The organism is Paraburkholderia aspalathi (assembly GCF_900116445.1).
Taxonomy (GTDB): Bacteria; Pseudomonadota; Gammaproteobacteria; order Burkholderiales; family Burkholderiaceae; genus Paraburkholderia; species Paraburkholderia aspalathi.
This window is the reverse complement of the sequence record NZ_FPBH01000006.1, coordinates 148956-166753: the sequence shown is the minus strand read 5'-3', so window position 1 is coordinate 166753 and position 17798 is coordinate 148956. Positions and strand designations below refer to the sequence as shown.

At 57.5% G+C, this 17798-nt stretch carries 16 protein-coding genes; 8 read left to right on the top strand and 8 right to left on the bottom strand.

What is annotated here, in order from left to right:
• Positions 1 to 145: 145 nt before the first annotated feature.
• Positions 146 to 355 (bottom strand): hypothetical protein, encoded by a 210-nt coding sequence (locus BM438_RS12475; RefSeq protein ID WP_093634566.1) that lies wholly within the window; start codon positions 353 to 355, stop codon positions 146 to 148.
• 191 nt (positions 356 to 546) lie between these two features.
• On the opposite strand from BM438_RS12475, the gene BM438_RS12470 reads away from it, so the two are divergent.
• The 5 genes from BM438_RS12470 to BM438_RS12450 all read left to right on the top strand — a co-directional run bounded on the left by BM438_RS12470 (position 547) and on the right by BM438_RS12450 (position 3561).
• Entirely contained in the window at positions 547 to 864 is a 318-nt protein-coding gene (locus BM438_RS12470) for a helix-turn-helix domain-containing protein (RefSeq protein WP_093634565.1), read from the top strand.
• A gap of 13 nt (positions 865 to 877) precedes the next feature.
• Positions 878 to 1726, top strand: a complete 849-nt coding sequence (locus BM438_RS12465; RefSeq protein WP_244179357.1) for an ImmA/IrrE family metallo-endopeptidase — start codon at positions 878 to 880, stop codon at positions 1724 to 1726.
• Positions 1727 to 1898: 172 nt separating this feature from the next.
• Positions 1899 to 2354, top strand: coding sequence for a hypothetical protein (locus tag BM438_RS12460; RefSeq protein WP_093634563.1), 456 nt, complete (start codon positions 1899 to 1901; stop codon positions 2352 to 2354).
• Positions 2347 to 3375, top strand: a complete 1029-nt coding sequence (locus tag BM438_RS12455; protein ID WP_093634562.1) for a serine/threonine-protein kinase — start codon at positions 2347 to 2349, stop codon at positions 3373 to 3375. Before BM438_RS12460 ends, BM438_RS12455 begins: the two co-directional genes overlap by 8 nt.
• Complete coding sequence (locus BM438_RS12450; RefSeq protein ID WP_093634561.1) at positions 3376 to 3561, top strand: hypothetical protein; 186 nt, start codon at positions 3376 to 3378, stop codon at positions 3559 to 3561. It begins immediately after the preceding gene.
• Between the two features lie 134 nt (positions 3562 to 3695).
• Here BM438_RS12450 and BM438_RS12445 read toward each other — a convergent pair whose 3' ends face one another.
• The 7 genes from BM438_RS12445 to dnaA all read right to left on the bottom strand — a co-directional run bounded on the left by BM438_RS12445 (position 3696) and on the right by dnaA (position 16381).
• Positions 3696 to 4406, bottom strand: coding sequence for a YgjP family zinc-dependent metalloprotease (locus BM438_RS12445; RefSeq protein ID WP_093634560.1), 711 nt, complete (start codon positions 4404 to 4406; stop codon positions 3696 to 3698).
• A 4-nt stretch (positions 4407 to 4410) separates the two neighbouring features.
• Positions 4411 to 7704, bottom strand: coding sequence for a type I restriction endonuclease subunit R (locus tag BM438_RS12440; protein WP_093634559.1), 3294 nt, complete (start codon positions 7702 to 7704; stop codon positions 4411 to 4413).
• A 39-nt stretch (positions 7705 to 7743) separates the two neighbouring features.
• Positions 7744 to 9072 carry a restriction endonuclease subunit S gene (locus tag BM438_RS12435; RefSeq protein WP_093634558.1) on the bottom strand — a complete coding sequence of 443 codons (1329 nt, stop codon included), beginning with the start codon at positions 9070 to 9072 and terminating at the stop codon, positions 7744 to 7746.
• Positions 9069 to 10679, bottom strand: a complete 1611-nt coding sequence (locus BM438_RS12430; protein WP_093634557.1) for a type I restriction-modification system subunit M — start codon at positions 10677 to 10679, stop codon at positions 9069 to 9071. Before BM438_RS12430 ends, BM438_RS12435 begins: the two co-directional genes overlap by 4 nt.
• A 155-nt stretch (positions 10680 to 10834) precedes the next feature.
• Positions 10835 to 13306: a DNA topoisomerase (ATP-hydrolyzing) subunit B gene (gene gyrB, locus BM438_RS12425; protein ID WP_093634556.1), complete on the bottom strand. Its 2472-nt coding sequence runs from the start codon at positions 13304 to 13306 to the stop codon at positions 10835 to 10837.
• Positions 13307 to 13420: 114 nt separating this feature from the next.
• Complete coding sequence (dnaN, locus tag BM438_RS12420) at positions 13421 to 14524, bottom strand: DNA polymerase III subunit beta (RefSeq protein WP_054037057.1); 1104 nt, start codon at positions 14522 to 14524, stop codon at positions 13421 to 13423.
• A 219-nt stretch (positions 14525 to 14743) separates the two neighbouring features.
• Positions 14744 to 16381 (bottom strand): chromosomal replication initiator protein DnaA, encoded by a 1638-nt coding sequence (gene dnaA, locus BM438_RS12415; protein WP_093634555.1) that lies wholly within the window; start codon positions 16379 to 16381, stop codon positions 14744 to 14746.
• Positions 16382 to 16783: 402 nt separating this feature from the next.
• On the opposite strand from dnaA, the gene rpmH reads away from it, so the two are divergent.
• The 3 genes from rpmH (at position 16784) to yidD (ending at position 17779) form a co-directional block, all read left to right on the top strand.
• Entirely contained in the window at positions 16784 to 16918 is a 135-nt protein-coding gene (gene rpmH, locus BM438_RS12410; RefSeq protein WP_004198824.1) for a 50S ribosomal protein L34, read from the top strand.
• A 14-nt stretch (positions 16919 to 16932) separates the two neighbouring features.
• Entirely contained in the window at positions 16933 to 17433 is a 501-nt protein-coding gene (gene rnpA / locus BM438_RS12405; protein ID WP_171925254.1) for a ribonuclease P protein component, read from the top strand.
• A gap of 115 nt (positions 17434 to 17548) precedes the next feature.
• Positions 17549 to 17779, top strand: coding sequence for a membrane protein insertion efficiency factor YidD (gene yidD, locus BM438_RS12400; RefSeq protein ID WP_007180115.1), 231 nt, complete (start codon positions 17549 to 17551; stop codon positions 17777 to 17779).
• Positions 17780 to 17798: the final 19 nt, after the last annotated feature.

The following is a 17798-nucleotide window of genomic DNA, read 5'->3' as shown; positions in this document are numbered from 1 at the left end:
TCAAGCGTCTTGCACACCATATTTAGCGACGAAACCCCGTCAAAGCACAATATGTGTTGTCATGTTATCAGTAAAAATTGCCTGATAACATGACTTTTTTTCCGCTCAATTTTTCTAGATGTGAAACATGTTGTTTTCAGCGGCTTCACTCCTTCTTCAGCAACTCGCTCAGAGAGGTCGCCCCGGTACGCTCAAGCACGGTATCGAGACGGGCGTCCGAACGCACGCCTTTCGCGAAATCCTCGCCGTACTCCTTGCGTAACGTACGAACGAGGGTGTCGCCGCGCTTGTGGCGAATCTCGCCATTGGCGTCGCGCTGACGGCCATCTAGGCCTTTCGGGTAATGCTTGGTCATAATCTCAATCCTTACAACGTAGTTGACGGCGCGGAATTACGCCAAGAAGTGTCAGTAAATTTCCGGTGTACCGAACTTCGGACTCAGTGTTGCGCTGTTTGCACCGAAAGTCAAGAGCTTTTCCGGCTTGGCCATTTGAAAAGTTCGGAATCGTGGTATATTTTGAGTGTGTATCTTTGGGGGTATTTACGATGGCCACTCGGCTCGGCGAAAAGATTCGCGAGTTGCGTAAGGGAAAGAAACTGACCCTTGAGGCTCTGGCAGCGCAAGCAGGCTTGAGCAAGAGTTATCTGTGGGAACTTGAGAATCGTGAATCGCAGAGACCATCGGCGGAAAAGCTCATGGCCTTGGCAGATGCCTTGGGGGTGAGTTCTGCCTATCTGGTTGAAGATGATGTACAAGCGCCAGAGCAGCATCACTTGGATGAGGCGTTTTACCGCAACTACAAGAAGCTGGACGCAGACGCAAAAGAACGGCTTCGCAAGATTCTTGACGCGCTAAAAAACTAAGATGCAGACAGACGTGCTGACGCCTGCAAAGGCTGCTTTTCGCTTGACGGGTCTTCTCAATCAGCTGAGCACGGTTCATGGCGACGTGCGTTTCCCGGTTGATGTCGAGTCGCTCGCGAAGAACTGCCACGAAATATTCAAATGGCATGACCCGATTACCAGCGTCGTGGCGGCCGACATTCCTGGCTTCGATGGCTGCCTGTCATATCTTGGAAAGGGCAACGGTTGGGCTCTCATTTATAACGAGGCCGTCAGCTCCAGAGGACGCGTTCGATTCACTCAGGCGCATGAACTCGGGCACTACATCCTTCATCGTGCCACGCAAACAGAGTTCAACTGCACCGACCAGGATATGGACGACTGGCAGGCGGACGAGCGGCGAATCGAAATCGAAGCAGACAGCTTTGCCGCGAACCTGCTGATGCCTCTTGATGACTTCAGGCAGCAAATATCGACAAGGGTCGACTTTGAGCAACTGGGTGATTGTGCGGCCCGCTACGGTGTGTCGCTCACGGCCGCAGCGCTGAGGTGGGTAAGCGCAACGGACAAGAAGGTCGTTTTGATTGCTTCGAACGATGGCTTCATGCGCTGGTCCTACTCGAGCGAGAGCGCTCGTAAGTCGGGTGCGTTTTTCAGAGCACGCAAACACATCGTCGAGCTTCCAGCGGCGTCGCTTGCAGCGGACGAGTCAGTGGTTCGGGAAAGCGAGGGCGCGACGGTTCCTGCCAGTGTCTGGTTTGCGGACGCAAGCTCGGGCACCAAACTTCGGGAAATGAAAATCGCTTCCGGGCAGTACGGGGTCTTGACGTTGCTTGAATTGCCCGGCACGGAAGCAGTTTGGGCGCCGTGGGTGAATCGATAACGCATCCGCCGGAGTTCATTGGAGCGCTCGCGGACGTGCCGCTTAAGTTCACCGCCGGCACATCAAGATTTTGCATTGCATGCAGTTATATCAAAGGGCGCGAGGATACTTGAGCCGAGTCGAACATCTGGCTCGATGGTCAACATGCTCACCTGCACAATATGAGAGAAAAATGAGAACGATTGGAATACGCGTTGCCCCGAAACGCGTCACGTTCGTCGTATACGACGCGGACGAGAAGCAGATTGTGGATATGGAAGGCATCGTTGTACCCAAAGCATTGGAGACGCCTGAACAGCTGAAATACGTCAGAAACACCGTTCTAGACATCATCCGGGAATATGACGTGAAGCGAGCCGGTATCCGCATCACCGAGGGCAATGCTCAGGGAATCTCAATCGAGCGCATCGAGCTTGAGGGTGTTATTCAAGAAGCGTTCGCAAGCAGTGAACTCGAAGGCTACTTTTGTGGCCAGATTGCGCGCATTGCTGCCAAGCTGAAGATGAGCCGCGAACATCTACGTGAACTGCTTGAGGGTGCAGACTACGAAGAAGTGGAAGGCTGGGTGAAGCTCAAGAAGGAAGAACGTGAGGCAATCGCCACGGCCATTGGAGCAGCGAATGCTTAATCCCCATACCGAAGCGAACCTCAGGTTTCAGCTTGGCGACGAAATCGGCGCTGAAGGCAAGAATTCAGCCGTGTTCCATGCACACGATTTACAGCTCGACGCTGACCTTGCGATAAAGCGTGTCCGGAAAGACTCGATGAACGACGTCGCACACTACTATCGCGAAGCCAGCATCCTGTATCTGAGTGACCATGCCAACGTGGCACCCATCCATTATGCGTGTGAAGATGACGAGTTCATCTATCTTGCAATGCCTTACTTTCCGTTGGGGTCCCTGAACAAGGTACTTGAGCAGCGCTTCCTGACGGTGCGCGAAATCGTGCGCTACTCCGTTCAACTTCTTAGTGGCCTTCACAACATCCATTCGAAGGGTTTGATTCATTTCGACATCAAGCCTGACAACATCATGCTGTCCAACCGTAACGAGGCGCTAGTTTCCGATTTCGGTCTCGCCCAGAAGATGCACGCTGGCGGAAAGGCGGTACAGCCTTTGATGTACTGGAAGAATATTCCTCCCGAGGCGTTTCTGGAGGACGAGCATACACCGGCATTTGACGTATACCAGGTCGGGCTGACGCTGTACCGAATGTGCTGCGGTAATTCGACCTTCTACGAGCAGTTTGGGGAATACAAAACTACCGAGGAGTTTGCCATAGCTGTTCATACAGCGGCGTTTCCAGACCGACATCAGTTTCCAGCGCACATCCCCAACACCCTGCGGACCATCGTCAAAAAGTGTCTCGCAGTGTCCATCAATGAGCGATATAAGGCGGTTATTGAGGTTGCAAACGCTTTGGCGAACCTAGACGGGAATGAACTAGACTGGAGCTATACGACTGACGATGATGGCACGCGCACGTGGACGAAGTCGGACGGTGAGCGAACCTTCACTTTAGTTGTTGCACCCAATGGCAGCTCCACAGCCACGCGACAGACCGAAAAAACTACGCAAAAACTGAAGGACTGGTGCATCAAGGCCATGGACGAAAAGACAATCCGCCGCTTTCTGAAGGAGGTTTAGATGGCCGTCGTTAAAAACCGACCTGAAGACTATCGCACGCGCGCGAAGCTAGGCGCGGGCGGCGCCACCTCGTCTGATAAACAGGAGGCGAAACCGGTATCTGCCGAGCAGTTGCTGAGGCGCGTCCGTTACGTAGACTCGTTGGGCTACGTCCATTGGAACGTGGCAACGAAATCAAAAGACTGACAGACGAGTAACTCGAGAGCCCAGTGTTTGCTCGGGGGGACCGCCCAATAATGGGCCCATTGGGCACCAAAAATTCGGCGTGCGGATTCGATGCCGGCAAGACTCGCTAGCGCCAGAATTTGAGTCGCTGATTTTTAAACGGCGTCACCGAACGCGGCGCCCTCCAGTGCTTCGTGCTGCCGCTTCCAGTTCGGCATATGTTGCGCCACCAGCGCCCAAAACGCCTTGGTATGGTTCTTTTCCACCGTGTGGCAGAGCTCGTGGATGACCACATACTCCTGGATGCTGGCTTGTAGCTCCATGACCCGGGGATGGAACTCCAGCACCTCGTGGGCATTGCAACTGGCCCAGCGGCTTTGGAACACCCGAATGCGAACTCCTCGAGCGTGCAATCCCGATTTACGCTCCCAGTGCCGCACCCGTGAGACCAGCCGCTCATGGGCGCGCTCCCGGTAGAAGTCCATCAGAAGAGGGGCAAGAGCTTCGGGCGTGATGGATGTTCCATCCGGGTGTTCGATAACGAAGCGGGATGCCGTGAAGCTCAGCTTGGGTTGTGACAGGGTCGGTGCATGGCGCACCTCCGTGAAATACGACCGACCGCAGTACCGAAGTCGACTGCCGGTGACGATGGCATCGCTGACCTGCGGCAGGTTGACCACGGCCAGCTTCTCGCGAATCCAGCGAGCACGCCGCCGCACCAAGGCTTCTTGCTTCGGCGCATCCACCCAAGGTCCGCGCAGCAGGACAGGCCGACCGCGCTCGACCGTTACATAGTGACGCTTAAGAGCGGCGTCGGGCTGGAAAAGCCAATCGATGGTGATTGAGCCGTACTGCAACTGGGGCATGACGTCAGTTCTTTAGCAAGATGTCCAGGATGCGTCTGGCATGTTCGCGGGCCACAGAACGCTCCCAGCCCGCCAACGGCATCAGCAACTTGCGAAGCAGGTCGCGAATCTCTGGATGCAGGTCGGGCATCTGCTTCCAGTTACCGGCTGCCATGGTATGGCTCAGTTCCGCGTCTTCGAACATCTTGGTGGTGGCTGCTCTGGCAGTCTCTTCACTCAGCAGCGCAGCCAGGTAATGGTATACAGCGGAATGAGCCGGATGGTCAAAGCCCGTCTTGTCTTTGTCTTTGATGCGTTGGCTGAAGAGCTCCAGCTGCTCCAAGAATTGCGCCTGGCTGATGCGCCCAGCCTTTTCCTTTTCGAGCAGCTTCTCCAGCTCTTCGGCCAGCTTGTCAAAGAAGGCCGGGTCTTTGTCCCGGCCCGTGGCGATGGTGTACTTCAGCTGGTTCTTCATCACCAGTGCCTGACTGCCGGGACTGGCCAGCTTCTTAAGTCTGGCCATATCGCTGGCGTCCAAAATCGACACGTCGTGCCCCAGCAGGCTCTTGGCCGGGCTGGCGGCGATGTACTCGTCCAGCAGTTGCTGCAGCAGGGCCGATTCCAGCCTCGTGATGCGTTCGCGATAGGTGGCGTCGGGCAGCTTGTCGCGCAGCATCAGCCGGATTTCGGCAAAGAGCGTGAAGTAGGGCTTGAAGGGCACTCCGCGCGCGTCAGGCAGAATGATGTCCACGCTGCGGTTGAACTGCTTTGCCAGGGCCAGGAAATCCTCGACAGCATCGAGCCTGCCGGCAGGGTCAAGGAAGCGTTCAGCGTCGGCCTTGTAGTCCTCGCGCTGGGTCACCGGGTCGTGTTTATTCGGCAGCAGCTTCAGGATACGCTCGAGCGTAGCTTGCAGCTTGGGCAGTTCGCTTTCCACGCCTTCCCACACCTGCGAAGGCTGCAACTTGCCCCCGTAAATCTTCAGAGCGTGGTCCAAGTGTTCCACCACCCCATGGTAGTCCACGATGTAGCCCGCGTTTTTGCCGGCCATGGTGCGGTTCACTCGCGCGATGGCCTGCAACAGGGTATGTTCCTTCAGCGGTTTGTCGAGGTACATGGTGCCGACAATGGGGGCATCCCACCCGGTCAGCAGCATGTCGGACACAATAATAAGGCTCACATTGTTTGCATGCGGCTGACCGTCGCGACCTTTGCTCTCATCCCCATACGGCAAAGTGAACAGCTTGCTGACGAAATTCGCAATCTGCTCAGTCGGCATAGCTACCGGCTCCTTACCAGCCTTGACTTCGTCTCGCACCCGCTCTTCGATGCTCTGCACCTTGGCAACGTCCAGCTTGTACTCCGCAGCGGCCTCCTCCACCGATGCCCCGGTGCGCGTTGCCGTCATGCTGGCCAGAGAGATGACCACCTTGCTCTGAAAGGTAGGCAGTCCGTGCTTGGCGCGTTCATCCATCAGTCCGTCCAGCAGGTCTTTGTAGCGCACTGCCATGTCCCGGCCATCGCATACCAGCATGGCCTTCAGCCCCTTCGCCTGCACGTTGGCGATGAAGTGTTCGGCCAGATGCGCGGCCACCTGTTCCATGCGGTCCCCAGCCTGGCGCCACTTCGCCAGCAACGCCTTTTTCAGGGTCTGTTGGCGCGCCTCTGTCTCCTTCGAAAACTGAGTATTGAAAGCCTCATCGAGCTTGGCATCGGCCGCGAGATTGACCCACGCGTCTTGGTACTTGATGGACAGTGTTGCCCCGTCCGCCACGGCCTCGTGCAACCGGTATTCGTCGATGTAAGTGTCGCCACCGAACTCGGCCAGCGTGTGTTTGTCGTCATTCAGCAGCGGGGTGCCTGTGAAGGCGATGAACTTGGCATTGGCTAGGCTGGCTCGCATGAATGCGGCGAGGAAGTCGTACTGGCTGCGGTGAGCTTCGTCCACCAACACATAGAAGTTGGGCTTGGCGCTAAGCACACGGAAGTTTACCTTCTCACGACTGACCTCTATCCACTTAGCACCGAGCAGCACGCCATCGCCGTCATGCTGACCAAAGTGCTCGTTGCGTTCTGCCACCATGAAGAAGTTCTTGCCCTCGCGCATCCGTCTATGCCGGGTGGCATGCAACAGGTCATCATCATCGTTCTGGCTAGCGTTCGTCGCGTCCTCGGTCTGAGCGCCGGGCTGCTCGCTTTCCTGAAACTTTTGCACTGTGCTGGTGAAGATGCTGCCGTAGTCGTTCGACAGCATCTTCTCCAAGCCATCAACCGAGATGGCTTGGATGGTTTTGATACCCACAGCATTGAAGGTGTCGAAGATTTGTTTGTCGAGGTCTTTGCGGTCGGTCAGCACCAGCACAGTGGGGTTGGAAAGGCCAGTGCTGTCAGCGCGCAGCATGCGGGCCAGAAGGGCCATGGTGAGAGACTTGCCGCTGCCTTGCGTGTGCCATACCACGCCGCCCATTGGCTTAGGTGCGGTCAGCCGGGCGATGGTCTTGCGCACCGCACGCCATTGCTGGTAGCGCGGCAGCTTCTTTACCGTCTTGCCATCGCGGGTTTCAAACAGCACAAAGTGGGTGACCAATTCCAGAAAACGGCCCGGTTCGAACAAGGCCCATAGCAGTTGGTCTTGTTCGCTCGACTCATTCCCCAGCAATTTTGCCACCGCGCTAAGCTCTTCCTCCTGCAGACGATAGCTGGCATAGAAGGAAGGCTTGGCGAGGATTGCCCCATACCGTCCCTCGCGCCGGTTCAATCCCACGCAAACCTGGTTGAACACAAATTGCGCGGCAAAACTTCGCTGGTAGCCGTCCAGCTGGGCCAGTGCCTCATCCAGCCGATGGTGGCTGGCCTTGCATTCGATAATAGCCAGCGGCAAGCCGTTCACAAACAGCAGCAGGTCGGGGCGGAACAGGTCGCCATCAGCGTTCTTGCCCACATACTGGTCCACCACGTGGAAGTCGTTACTCGCAGCATCCGTGGCATCGAAGAAACGGACACTGCGCAGCCCGCCGTCGACATCCTTCACCTGGATGTCCGAGCGATGCACAACCTGTTCCCAGAATGCTTTGTTGGCAGGAAGCAGCTCGTCATTGACCCGTTTGCGGAACTCGATAAGCGCGGCATCCACGCCACCGGGCGCCTTGGTCAGCCAAGGGTTCAACGCCAGCAAACGCGGTCGCAGGATGCCTTCCAGTACCGGGGCGAGATGGCGGTGTTCGACCTTGACCGCATTGCCCGATAGATGGATGTACCCTAGGTTGACCAGCCATTCCAGCGCAGGAATCTCGACCCCGGTTTTCTCTGCAGCCCCCATATGCGGTTGCTCCCAGTGTGTTCTTGTGATTTCTTTCCGTCAGGCGGCGACGGCCTCTTCCGGAGCGTCTAGCTTTACTCGCCATTCGCCTGTCAGCAGTTTCTGCATCAGGCCGCGTTTGAGGGCTTTGTATTGAGCTTGTTTTGACGACAGCACATCGAGCTTCTCGTCCAGAGATGAAAGAATCTCGGCCACGCGTTGCTGCTCAAGCATTGGTGGCAACGCAAATAAGAATGGCCTCAATACCTGCAAGTTGATGTTCTTTTGCGCATTCTGCGTTGCCCTGCTGTCGAAGTAATCCTTACTGTTCTTGAGCAGATAATATAACCATGTCCCATCGCATACCTCTGCAGTTATGTTGATGCCGACAACACTATCCGGGCAAGCCATTGGAGTTTTTGCAATAGCAACATCCCCAATGTTGGCAGCGATGGTTATGAATATTGTGCCGACCGGGAACAGTTTGCTCACTTCCAGTCCTTTTAAATTCAAGAACTGCGATGCTTTGCGTACAAAGCGGGTTGAAGACGCGATGTCCCCCGTCTGAATGAACGGGATGTTACCGTCCTCAAAGTATTTCGGGTCATTGCGAGGTCTAGCGGAGAACTTTCCGCGCTCGACATTGGCAACACTCTCGAGGCTTCGAACGACCCATCCCACTGGAATCTCCCCGACTTCGCTGTCTTTGAGGTCGGTATGTGCCAACCAGCGGCCGTTAGCGTCTTGGATGCCTACACCTCGGCTGAACACGGTTTGCATCAAACCCCGTTTGATAGTCTGGGTGGCGTCAATCTGGCATGCAATCACCTCCAGTTTGTCGTCCACGGTCGTGAGGATGGCGGCGATTTTCTGTTGTTCGGGGAGTGGGGGAAGTGCAACTGGAACTGACTTAATGATTGACAGATTTAGCCCACCTCGGCCGCCTTCGCCCGAAGAAAGTGACCGTAGCTCCTTATAGCGCCAATCGAGGTTATGAAAGAGAAAGTCAGTCTCAAATAGCTTACTGGGGTAGATTGCCGCTAACGACTGATTGGTGGCAGCTTCAGCTTCCAAAACCGCAACACACCCTCGCGTCTTGCCTTGCCCTGCAAGTGCCATCACGATGGATTTCTTGGGAAAGACTTTTGCGGCTGAATTCTCCAGCCCAAGCTTCGAAATCTTCTTTTCCGTTGAGCGAACACGTCGCAAATGCACTTCACCGGAGCTCATCCACGGCACTTCCGGTGGGTTCCAGTATTCGTCGTGTGACGTGGCAGGAGTGCCACCCGCACTAACCTCGGCCAAGTCTCCGATTACGGTGACCTGCCACTCTGACGGTATCCAGCCAACAGCACTTTCCTGATACCCCGACTTGTCGGTTACGCTCATACATCCACCTCCAGCAAGCCCAACTCCACCAGATAACCACTCAGCCGCGCATCAATCCGTGCCTCTTCCTCGGTCAACGCTGCCAGTTCTGCCAAGGTGGCGGCCACATCAATGGTTTCCTCTGTCTCGCCGTTGGCTATGTAGCGCGCGATATTCAGATTGCCGTCGTTGCTGCGGATTTCGTCTAGCGTAACCACCCGACAGTAATTTTCTACCTCTGTCTGGCTCTGGAAGGCGGCTTTATGGCTGGCGACGATACGGGCGATGTCCTCGGGGCGCAGACTGTTTTGGGCTTTTCCTTCGAGGTAGTCGCGTCTGGCGTCGATGATAATGACCTTGTCCTTGAGCTTTGCCGGCTTGCGCTTGTTAAGAACTAGCACGCAGGCCGGGATGCTCGTGTTGTAGAACAGGGCTGAGGGCAGGCCGACGATGGCTTCGATGAGGTCGCCAGCCTGGTTGCCGCTGGCAGCATCGGTGCCGAATAACAACCCTTCGCGAATCTTTCCCTCTTCACCACTGCGGAACAGCACGCCATGGGGCAGGATGACGCCCATGCGGCCGTCGGCCTTGAGGCTGGCCAGCATGTGCTGAGCGAAGGCAAGGTCGGCATAGTTGCGCGGTGGGACGCCATAGGCGAAGCGGCCGTAAGGGTCGCTGACCTGCTTGTAGTTGGGGGCCTTGGGCTTTTTACCGCTTTCAAGTTCCGCCTCGGCTGCCAATTCGAGCGGTGTCCACCACGACTTGTCCGAAAACGGCGGATTGGCAATCACCCGGTCAAAGGTCTTGATGTAGTCGCCATCGAGGTGCCTAGGCTCGACCAATGTATCTCCGCGTTCAATCTCGGCCCGCATGTTGTGCAGGTAGAGGTTGAGCTTAGCTATGGCCCAGGTACCGAGATTCTTTTCCTGCCCGTATAGCAGCACATTGGGTTTGCCCATGATGGTGCCGTTCGGCAGTTCGGCGATATGGTGGGCACTTTCCACCAGCATGCCGCCACTGCCGCAGGTCGGGTCATAGACGCTTTGACCAGATTGCGGGTCAATCAGCCCCACTACCAGTCGCACCACGGCCTTGGGCGTGTAAAACTCGCCGCCCTTCTTTCCCGCATCGTCGGCAAACTGCTTGATGAGATATTCATAAGCATCGCCCAGCATGTCGGCCTTGTAGAGGTCGTCATTGCCAAGACGATACTGATTAAAGTGACGTAGCAGGCGTTGCAACGTGGCATCCGACAGCACCCGCTTGTCGCCATACTGGGTAGCCGTGAGCACGTGTTGCAGTTCGGGATTGTTCGCCTCGATAGTGGCGAAGGCTTTGTCCAACGCCTCGCCGATGTTTTCCGTGCGTGCGCTAAGCGCCGACCATCTGGCACTCAATGGAAAACGCCCCCACCTGTCTTCCACCTCGCCTTCCGCCTCGATGAGGGTCAAGTTTTCGTCCCGCGTCAGGCGGGCCAAGCGTTCCTCAAAAACATCGTTGAAGCGCTTCAGGAACAGCAAGCCGAATATGTAATTTTTGAAGTCAGATGAGTCGATGGACCCGCGTAGGATGTTGGCGGATTCCCAGAGCCAAGACTCGAGTGCTTGTAGCGACAGTTGATTCGGCATAAGTCTTATTTACAAGTGGTCGACTGAACATGGAGTCGCTTGTCAGCGACTACAACACTGGTTCAATAGGGGAAGTTAATTCATAGAAAAAACCCATAAATTTCTCAATTTATGGGTCTCTTTTTCTCGTCTTATGCGATTACCTACAAACGCAGTTAAACATCAATATTCCCCGCCCTCAACGCATTCGACTCAATGAACGCCCGACGCGGCTCCACATCATCCCCCATGAGCGTCGTAAAGATGCCATCAGCCGCAATAGCATCCTCAATCTGCACACGAAGCAAGCGACGCACCGTCGGATCCATCGTTGTCTCCCAAAGCTGCCCGGGGTTCATCTCACCGAGACCCTTATAGCGTTGCTTCGAGATATTGCGTTCAGCATCAGCCAGCAGCCACTTCATAGCGCTCTTGAAGTCGGTAACGGCCATACTCCGCTCGCCACGTTTAATGACAGCCCCAGTCCCAATCAACCCCTTAAACGTATTAGCGGTATTGATCAGCTGTTGGTAATCAGCAGTGAGTTGGAAATCCTGATCCAGCACAGAAATCTTCTGATTCCCGTGATGAGTCCGCGCGACGCGCAGCGAGCGCAGCTCACGCACCGGGTCATACATCGTCGTGACCTTAACCTCAGGCTTCAACGCATCATCCCGCAGCTTGACTTCGAGAGCCGCCGCCGACACCGCAGCAGCTTCCTCGCTAGACAGGTCAATAACAACCCCATCCATCACAGCCTCAAGCGCCCCAGCGTCATACAACCGGCTCAGTCGATTAACCACAGCCTGAGCCAACAAATAAGCCCGAGCCAACTCCCCAAGCGCATCGCCGGTGATAGGCGTAGCCCCTTCCGAAGCCAACAACTCCGACCCCTGCAACGCCAGCTTCAGGATGTGAGCATTAACCTCAGCCTCATCCTTCAAATACCGTTCATCCTTACCCGCCTTGATCTTGAACAGCGGCGGTTGCGCGATATAGATATACCCACGCTCGATCATGTCCGGCATCTGACGATAGAAGAACGTCAGCAGCAGCGTGCGGATGTGCGCGCCGTCCACGTCAGCATCGGTCATGATGATGATGCGGTGATAACGCAGCTTGTCGAGGTTGTAGTCTTCCTTGCCGATCCCGCAACCCAGCGCCGTAATCAGCGTCACAATCTGCTCCGAAGAAAGCAGCTTGTCATAGCGCGCCTTCTCCACGTTGAGCACCTTGCCGCGCAGCGGCAAGATCGCCTGAAACTTCCGGTCACGCCCCTGCTTCGCCGAGCCGCCTGCCGAGTCGCCCTCGACGATATAAATTTCCGACTTCGCCGGGTCCTTCTCCTGGCAATCCGCCAGTTTCCCAGGCAAACCAACGCCATCCAGAACGCCCTTACGACGCGTCATTTCACGCGCCTTGCGAGCCGCATCGCGCGCCCGTGCAGCATCAACGATCTTGCCGCAAATGATCTTCGCGTCGTTCGGCGTTTCCAGCAGGAATTCTTCGAGCGCCTTCGCGACCACATCCTCCACCGGCGCGCGCACTTCCGACGACACCAGCTTGTCCTTGGTCTGCGCGCTGAACTTCGGCTCCGGCACCTTCACCGACAGCACGCACGAGAGCCCTTCGCGCATGTCGTCGCCGGCCGTCTCGACCTTCGCTTTCTTCGCGACTTCGTGATCGGTGATGTACTTGTTCAACACGCGCGTCATCGCCGCACGCAACCCGGTCAGGTGGGTGCCGCCGTCGCGCTGCGGAATGTTGTTCGTGAAGCACAGCACGTTTTCGTTGTAGCTGTCGTTCCACTGCATCGCCACTTCCACGCCCACGCCGTCTTTCTCGCCGCTGATGTGGAAAATGTTCGGGTGCAGCACGGCCTTGTTCTTGTTGATGTACTCAACAAAACCCTTCACGCCGCCCACGAACGCGAAATCTTCTTCCTTGCCCGTGCGCTGGTCGGTCAGCTTGATTCGCACGCCGTTATTCAGGAACGACAGTTCGCGAATCCGCTTGGCCAGAATGTCGTAGTGATATTCGACATTGCCGAAGATCGTCTCGTCAGCCAGGAAGTGCACTTCGGTGCCGCGGTTTTCGGTGTCGCCAATCAGCTGAATCGGCGAGACAGCCACGCCGTCGATCTCTTCGATCACGCGGTTCTGCGGCACGCCACGGTGGAATTCCATGAAGTGCTTCTTGCCGTCGCGGCGAATGGTCAGGCGCAGCCACGCCGAGAGCGCGTTCACGCACGAGACGCCCACGCCGTGCAGGCCGCCGGACACCTTGTAGCTGTTCTGGTCGAACTTGCCGCCGGCGTGCAGTTCGGTCATCACGATTTCAGCGGCGCTGCGCTTCGGATCGTGCTTGTCGTCCATCTTCAGGCCGGTCGGCACACCGCGGCCGTTGTCGGTGATCGAGATCGAGTTGTCCGCGTGAATGATCACCTGGATATCGTTGCAATGCCCCGCCAACGCTTCGTCGATGGAGTTGTCCAGCACTTCGAATACGAGGTGATGCAAACCGGTCCCGTCTGACGTATCCCCGATGTACATCCCCGGCCGCTTGCGTACCGCCTCCAGACCTTCGAGGATCTGAATCGAGGAGGCGCCGTAGCTGTTATCGGGTTGCGAATTGTTCGTTTCAGTCATGGATTTTTTCCGGTTCTGCGTTACTGCAAGGTTGCTGCTCGGGACTTTTCAAAACACCATAAAAACGCCAAAGGGGCGCTGCGCCCCTTGGTGTGTTCTTTGGTTTTGGACGCGTTAGATGCGCATCGGCATCACGACGTATTTGAATTCGTCGTTCTCGGGAATCGTGATCAACGCGCTGGAGCTGGCGTCGCCAAGGCTCACTTGCAACATGTCAACCTTCAGGTTCGCGAGCACGTCGAGCAGATACGTGACGTTGAACCCGATATCGACGCTGTCGCCGTCGTACGCGATTTCCAGTTCTTCCTGCGCCTCTTCCTGATCGGCGTTGGTCGACATGATCTTCAACTGGCCCGGCTCGATGATGCAGCGCACGCCCTTGAATTTGTCCGACGTCAGAATCGCGGCGCGTTGCAGCGAGCGCTGCAGTTCTTCACGGCCGATCACGAACTGATTCTTGTGCGACTTCGGAATCACGCGCTGGAAGTCGGGGAATTTGCCTTCCACCAGCTTCGACACCAGTTCGACCTGGCCGAACGTGAACTTCACCTGCGTCGGCGCGATGTCGATCTTCAGCGTGTCGTCGATGTCTTCCAGCAGACGCTGCAGTTCGAGAATCGTCTTGCGCGGAATGATCACTTCCTGACGCGCGAACGAGCCTTCGATCTTCATCGACGAGAACGCGAGGCGGTGGCCGTCGGTTGCGACTGCCATCAGCTGGTCACCATCTACCACCAGCAGCATGCCGTTCAGGTAGTAGCGGATGTCCTGCTGGGCCATCGAAAAATGGACCATGCCGAGCAACTGGCGGAACGTTTTCTGGGGAACCACCAGGTTCGCACCGTAGTCTTTAGCCTGAGCGACGGTCGGGAACTCGTCGGCCGCCAGGGTTTGCAGCGCAAAGCGGCTCTTGCCGGATTGCACGGTCAAACGCTTGTCGTTCAGCGTGAGCGTGACCTGCCCGTCGGGCATGGCGCGCAGAATGTCGAGGAGCTTTCTTGCTGCCACCGTGGTCGCGACCGAATCGCCGCCCACGCCAAAATCGGCACGCGTGGTGATCTGCAACTCGAGGTCGGTCGACAGGAACGACACTTCAGGGCCGTTCTTGGTAATCAGCAAATTGGCGAGGATCGGCAACGTATGGCGGCGTTCGACGATGCCGCTCACGGTTTGCAGCGGCCTGAGGAGGTTATCGCGTTCGGTCTTGACCAGTTGCATAGAGTTCCTTCGTTGATATAACGGCCTGCGCGCCTGACTTGCCAGCCTTACAGCGCGCAACCGCGGCTCCCCGCCGGCGCCACGCAGCGCCTGTCACGGCGTGAATTCCGCCCGCGGCCGCCGGGCGGTTAAACCTGTATTGTGCCTGAAAACGGAACCGCTCCACTAAAATGGGGGCGAGTTTGGAAATAAACAGGTCGAATTTCCCATCCAACCTGCTTAACCTTTCAGCGTTTGCTCCAGCACGTGCAGTTCGTGGTTCAACTGCGCGTCCGTGCCGCGCTCGGCGGCGATCTTGCGCACCGCATGCAGCACCGTGGTGTGGTCGCGCCCGCCAAACAGCTCGCCGATTTCCGGCAAACTCTTCTGCGTCAGCTCCTTCGCCAGATACATCGCGATCTGCCGCGGCCGCGCAATGTTCGCCGGACGCTTCTTCGAGTACATATCCGCGACCTTGATGCTGTAGAAGTCAGCCGTGGTCTTCTGGATGTTTTCCACCGAAATCTGCCGGTTTTGCACCGTCAGCAGGTCTTTCAGCGCTTCTTTCGTCACTTCGATCGTGATTTCGCGGCCGTGGAACTTCGAATACGCGAGGATCTTGCGCAGCGCGCCTTCCAGTTCACGGACGTTCGAGCGCAGATGCTTGGCGACGAAGAACGCGACGTCTTCATTCAGGCTCACGAACTCGGATTGCGCCTTGCGCATCAGAATCGCGACGCGCATTTCCAGCTCCGGCGGCTCGATCGCGACCGTCAGACCGGAGTCGAAGCGCGAGATCAGGCGGTCGTCGATGCCGGAGATTTCCTTCGGATACGTGTCGCTGGTGATGATCACCTGCGCCTTGTTCGCGACCAGCGCCTCGAACGCGTAGAAGAATTCCTCTTGTGTGCGCGACTTGCCTGAGAAAAATTGAATATCGTCGATCAGCAGCAGGTCGAGCGAGTGGTAGTAGCGCTTGAAGTCGTCGAACGCCTTGCGCTGGTAGGCCTTCACCACGTCGGACACATATTGTTCCGCGTGGATGTACCGAATCCGCGCGCCGGCCTTGTCCATTAGAAGCTGGTTGCCGATCGCATGGATCAGGTGGGTCTTGCCGAGACCCACGCCGCCGTACAGAAACAGCGGGTTGTACGAGATGCCGGGGTTGTCCGCGACCTGTATCGCCGCAGCGCGCGCTAACTGGTTGGCCTTACCGGTCACGAAATTGTCGAAGGTCAGCACAGGGTTGAGCTTCGAACGCTCGTACATCGAGTCGTTGTCGCCGTTGCCGTTCGAGCTCGCGCTTTGGCCCGGACGCCACGTGCGGCGGGCAGCGGCGGCTTCGTTCGCGTCGAGGCTGGGGAGATCGAGGTCGGCGGCATCTTCAGCGACCGCCCGTGCGTTCGCGTTGTGGTCAGCCGCAGCGCGTGCATTCGCGTTGAGCGTCGCCATCGCGCTGTTCGCGCCATTGGCGCGCGCGGCTTGCGACGCTTGTACGGCACCGACGGCTGCGTCCACGGCGGCCCCACCGCCGTTTGCACCAGCCGAATGGCCGCCGCCCATTGCGCCAGGCGCGGAAGACGGACGCGACGGAGCCGGCGACGACGTCGCCGCAGGGGCGCGCATGCCTGCTTTCGGGTCCAGCACGAATTGCACGTCGACCGGAGCGTGCCAGAAGTCGCGGGCCATATCCGCGATGCGGCCGGAGAACTGGCTCTTGACCCAGTCGAGCTTGAAGCGGTTCGGCGCAGCGATGCTAAGCGTGTTCGCAGCGGCGTCGAAGGCGACCGGGGCCAACGGTTTGATCCACGTCACGTACTGCTGGGGCGTTAGCTCGCGCTCCAGCAATGCGGAACAGTGTTGCCAGAAATCGTTCATCGAGTTGCTGTCGTTATGATGTGCACGGCGGTTCGCCGCTGCCCCTGTCGCGCATACGCAACAAGGCCCTGAGCAGTCAGGCCGAACCAGGCGTAATGGCTCCAGGCGCTTGTGCCACAAGGGTTTGCGGGGCAAGCGAGCCGGAGCGGCGTGCAGAATTTTTGGGAAGTAAGGCGAGATTCTAACGCCAAATCGTCGGCGAAAGGGAGTTATCCACAGGGACGGATCATCTGGCGAACTCCTCTTGGGGTCAGGCCGAAGCAGGCTAAACTATTGACGGCCAAAAGAAAACCGGTTTAAATAGCGGGTTCCGCGAAAACCAATTCTGTAAACCTCCGGCCATTGCCGCTTCAGCGATGATCGTGCGGTTAATTTTCGATCAGTCGATCAAGTGAGAGCAACATGAAACGTACTTACCAACCTTCCGTTACCCGTCGCAAGCGCACCCACGGCTTTCGCGTTCGCATGAAGACCGCAGGTGGCCGCAAGGTCATCAACGCACGTCGCGCGAAGGGCCGCAAGCGCCTCGCCATCTAAGGTTGGCGAGCGGATTGCGCGCTCTGTCTGTGCCTACAGGCGAAGCCCGCGGTGAAGCGGGAGCGGCTGGGGCGCCGCAACTGGGCTCGATTCCGTTGCGAGCGCAAGCCGCCTTCCCCAAAGCCGCAAGGCTACTGAAAACGGATGAATTTTCATCCGTTTTTCGTTTGCGCCCGTGGCGCCGCACCGCGCACTTCGTGGTGTACGGCCGGCCCACCGGTAATGACGCTCGCTTAGGTCTCGTGATCGGCAAAAAGTATGCGCCGCGCGCGGCCACGCGTAATCTGGTACGTCGACTCGCGCGTGAAGCCTTCCGGCTGCGTCGCGCGGAATTCGGCGGTTGGGATGTGCTGTTGCGTCTGCACACGCGCTTCGACAAGAAAGCTTTGCCGAGCGCCTCGTCGCCGCCGTTGAGGGCGCTGTGCCGCAGCGAAATAGAGACGCTGCTCGATAAAGCAGCGCGCGAAATTGTCCGTCGCGAGGCGCCGCCCGCGGAAGCGCCCAAGACGGAATGACGCTCAAGTGACCGCCCGCTGTGCAGTACAGGCCGCCAAAGTAGGTCAGGCAGCCAGGCTGCGCGGGCGTCGCCCGGTACTCCACGTTGCGCGGCGCCGTTAGGCCGCACCAGTCATGCAAACGGTACTCATCGCTTTATTGCGTTTCTACAAGGTTGCCGTCAGCCCCATGCTCGGCAACCGGTGCCGTTTTTACCCTTCCTGCTCTGATTACGCGCGCGAAGCAATCCAGTATCATGGCGCCGCGCGCGGGACTTATCTCGCCGCCAGGCGTATTTGCCGCTGCCACCCGTTTTCCGCGGGCGGCATCGATCTCGTCCCGCCTCCCACTTCTGAAAAGCGCTGACGCGCCGTTCCATCGACAC

Excerpts from the sequence above, each read along its gene's own strand:
- BM438_RS12435 (WP_093634558.1), bottom strand. The coding sequence starts at position 9,072 with ATGAGCGTAACCGACAAGTCGGGGTATCAGGAAAGTGCTGTTGGCTGG.
- BM438_RS12430 (WP_093634557.1), bottom strand. The coding sequence starts at position 10,679 with ATGCCGAATCAACTGTCGCTACAAGCACTCGAGTCTTGGCTCTGGGAA.
- BM438_RS12440 (WP_093634559.1), bottom strand. The coding sequence starts at position 7,704 with ATGGGGGCTGCAGAGAAAACCGGGGTCGAGATTCCTGCGCTGGAATGG.
- rpmH (WP_004198824.1), top strand. The coding sequence starts at position 16,784 with ATGAAACGTACTTACCAACCTTCCGTTACCCGTCGCAAGCGCACCCAC.
- gyrB (WP_093634556.1), bottom strand. The coding sequence starts at position 13,306 with ATGACTGAAACGAACAATTCGCAACCCGATAACAGCTACGGCGCCTCC.
- dnaN (WP_054037057.1), bottom strand. The coding sequence starts at position 14,524 with ATGCAACTGGTCAAGACCGAACGCGATAACCTCCTCAGGCCGCTGCAA.
- dnaA (WP_093634555.1), bottom strand. The coding sequence starts at position 16,381 with ATGAACGATTTCTGGCAACACTGTTCCGCATTGCTGGAGCGCGAGCTA.
- BM438_RS12475 (WP_093634566.1), bottom strand. The coding sequence starts at position 355 with ATGACCAAGCATTACCCGAAAGGCCTAGATGGCCGTCAGCGCGACGCC.
- yidD (WP_007180115.1), top strand. The coding sequence starts at position 17,549 with ATGCAAACGGTACTCATCGCTTTATTGCGTTTCTACAAGGTTGCCGTC.
- BM438_RS12445 (WP_093634560.1), bottom strand. The coding sequence starts at position 4,406 with ATGCCCCAGTTGCAGTACGGCTCAATCACCATCGATTGGCTTTTCCAG.
- BM438_RS12455 (WP_093634562.1), top strand. The coding sequence starts at position 2,347 with ATGCTTAATCCCCATACCGAAGCGAACCTCAGGTTTCAGCTTGGCGAC.
- BM438_RS12460 (WP_093634563.1), top strand. The coding sequence starts at position 1,899 with ATGAGAACGATTGGAATACGCGTTGCCCCGAAACGCGTCACGTTCGTC.
- BM438_RS12470 (WP_093634565.1), top strand. The coding sequence starts at position 547 with ATGGCCACTCGGCTCGGCGAAAAGATTCGCGAGTTGCGTAAGGGAAAG.
- BM438_RS12450 (WP_093634561.1), top strand. The coding sequence starts at position 3,376 with ATGGCCGTCGTTAAAAACCGACCTGAAGACTATCGCACGCGCGCGAAG.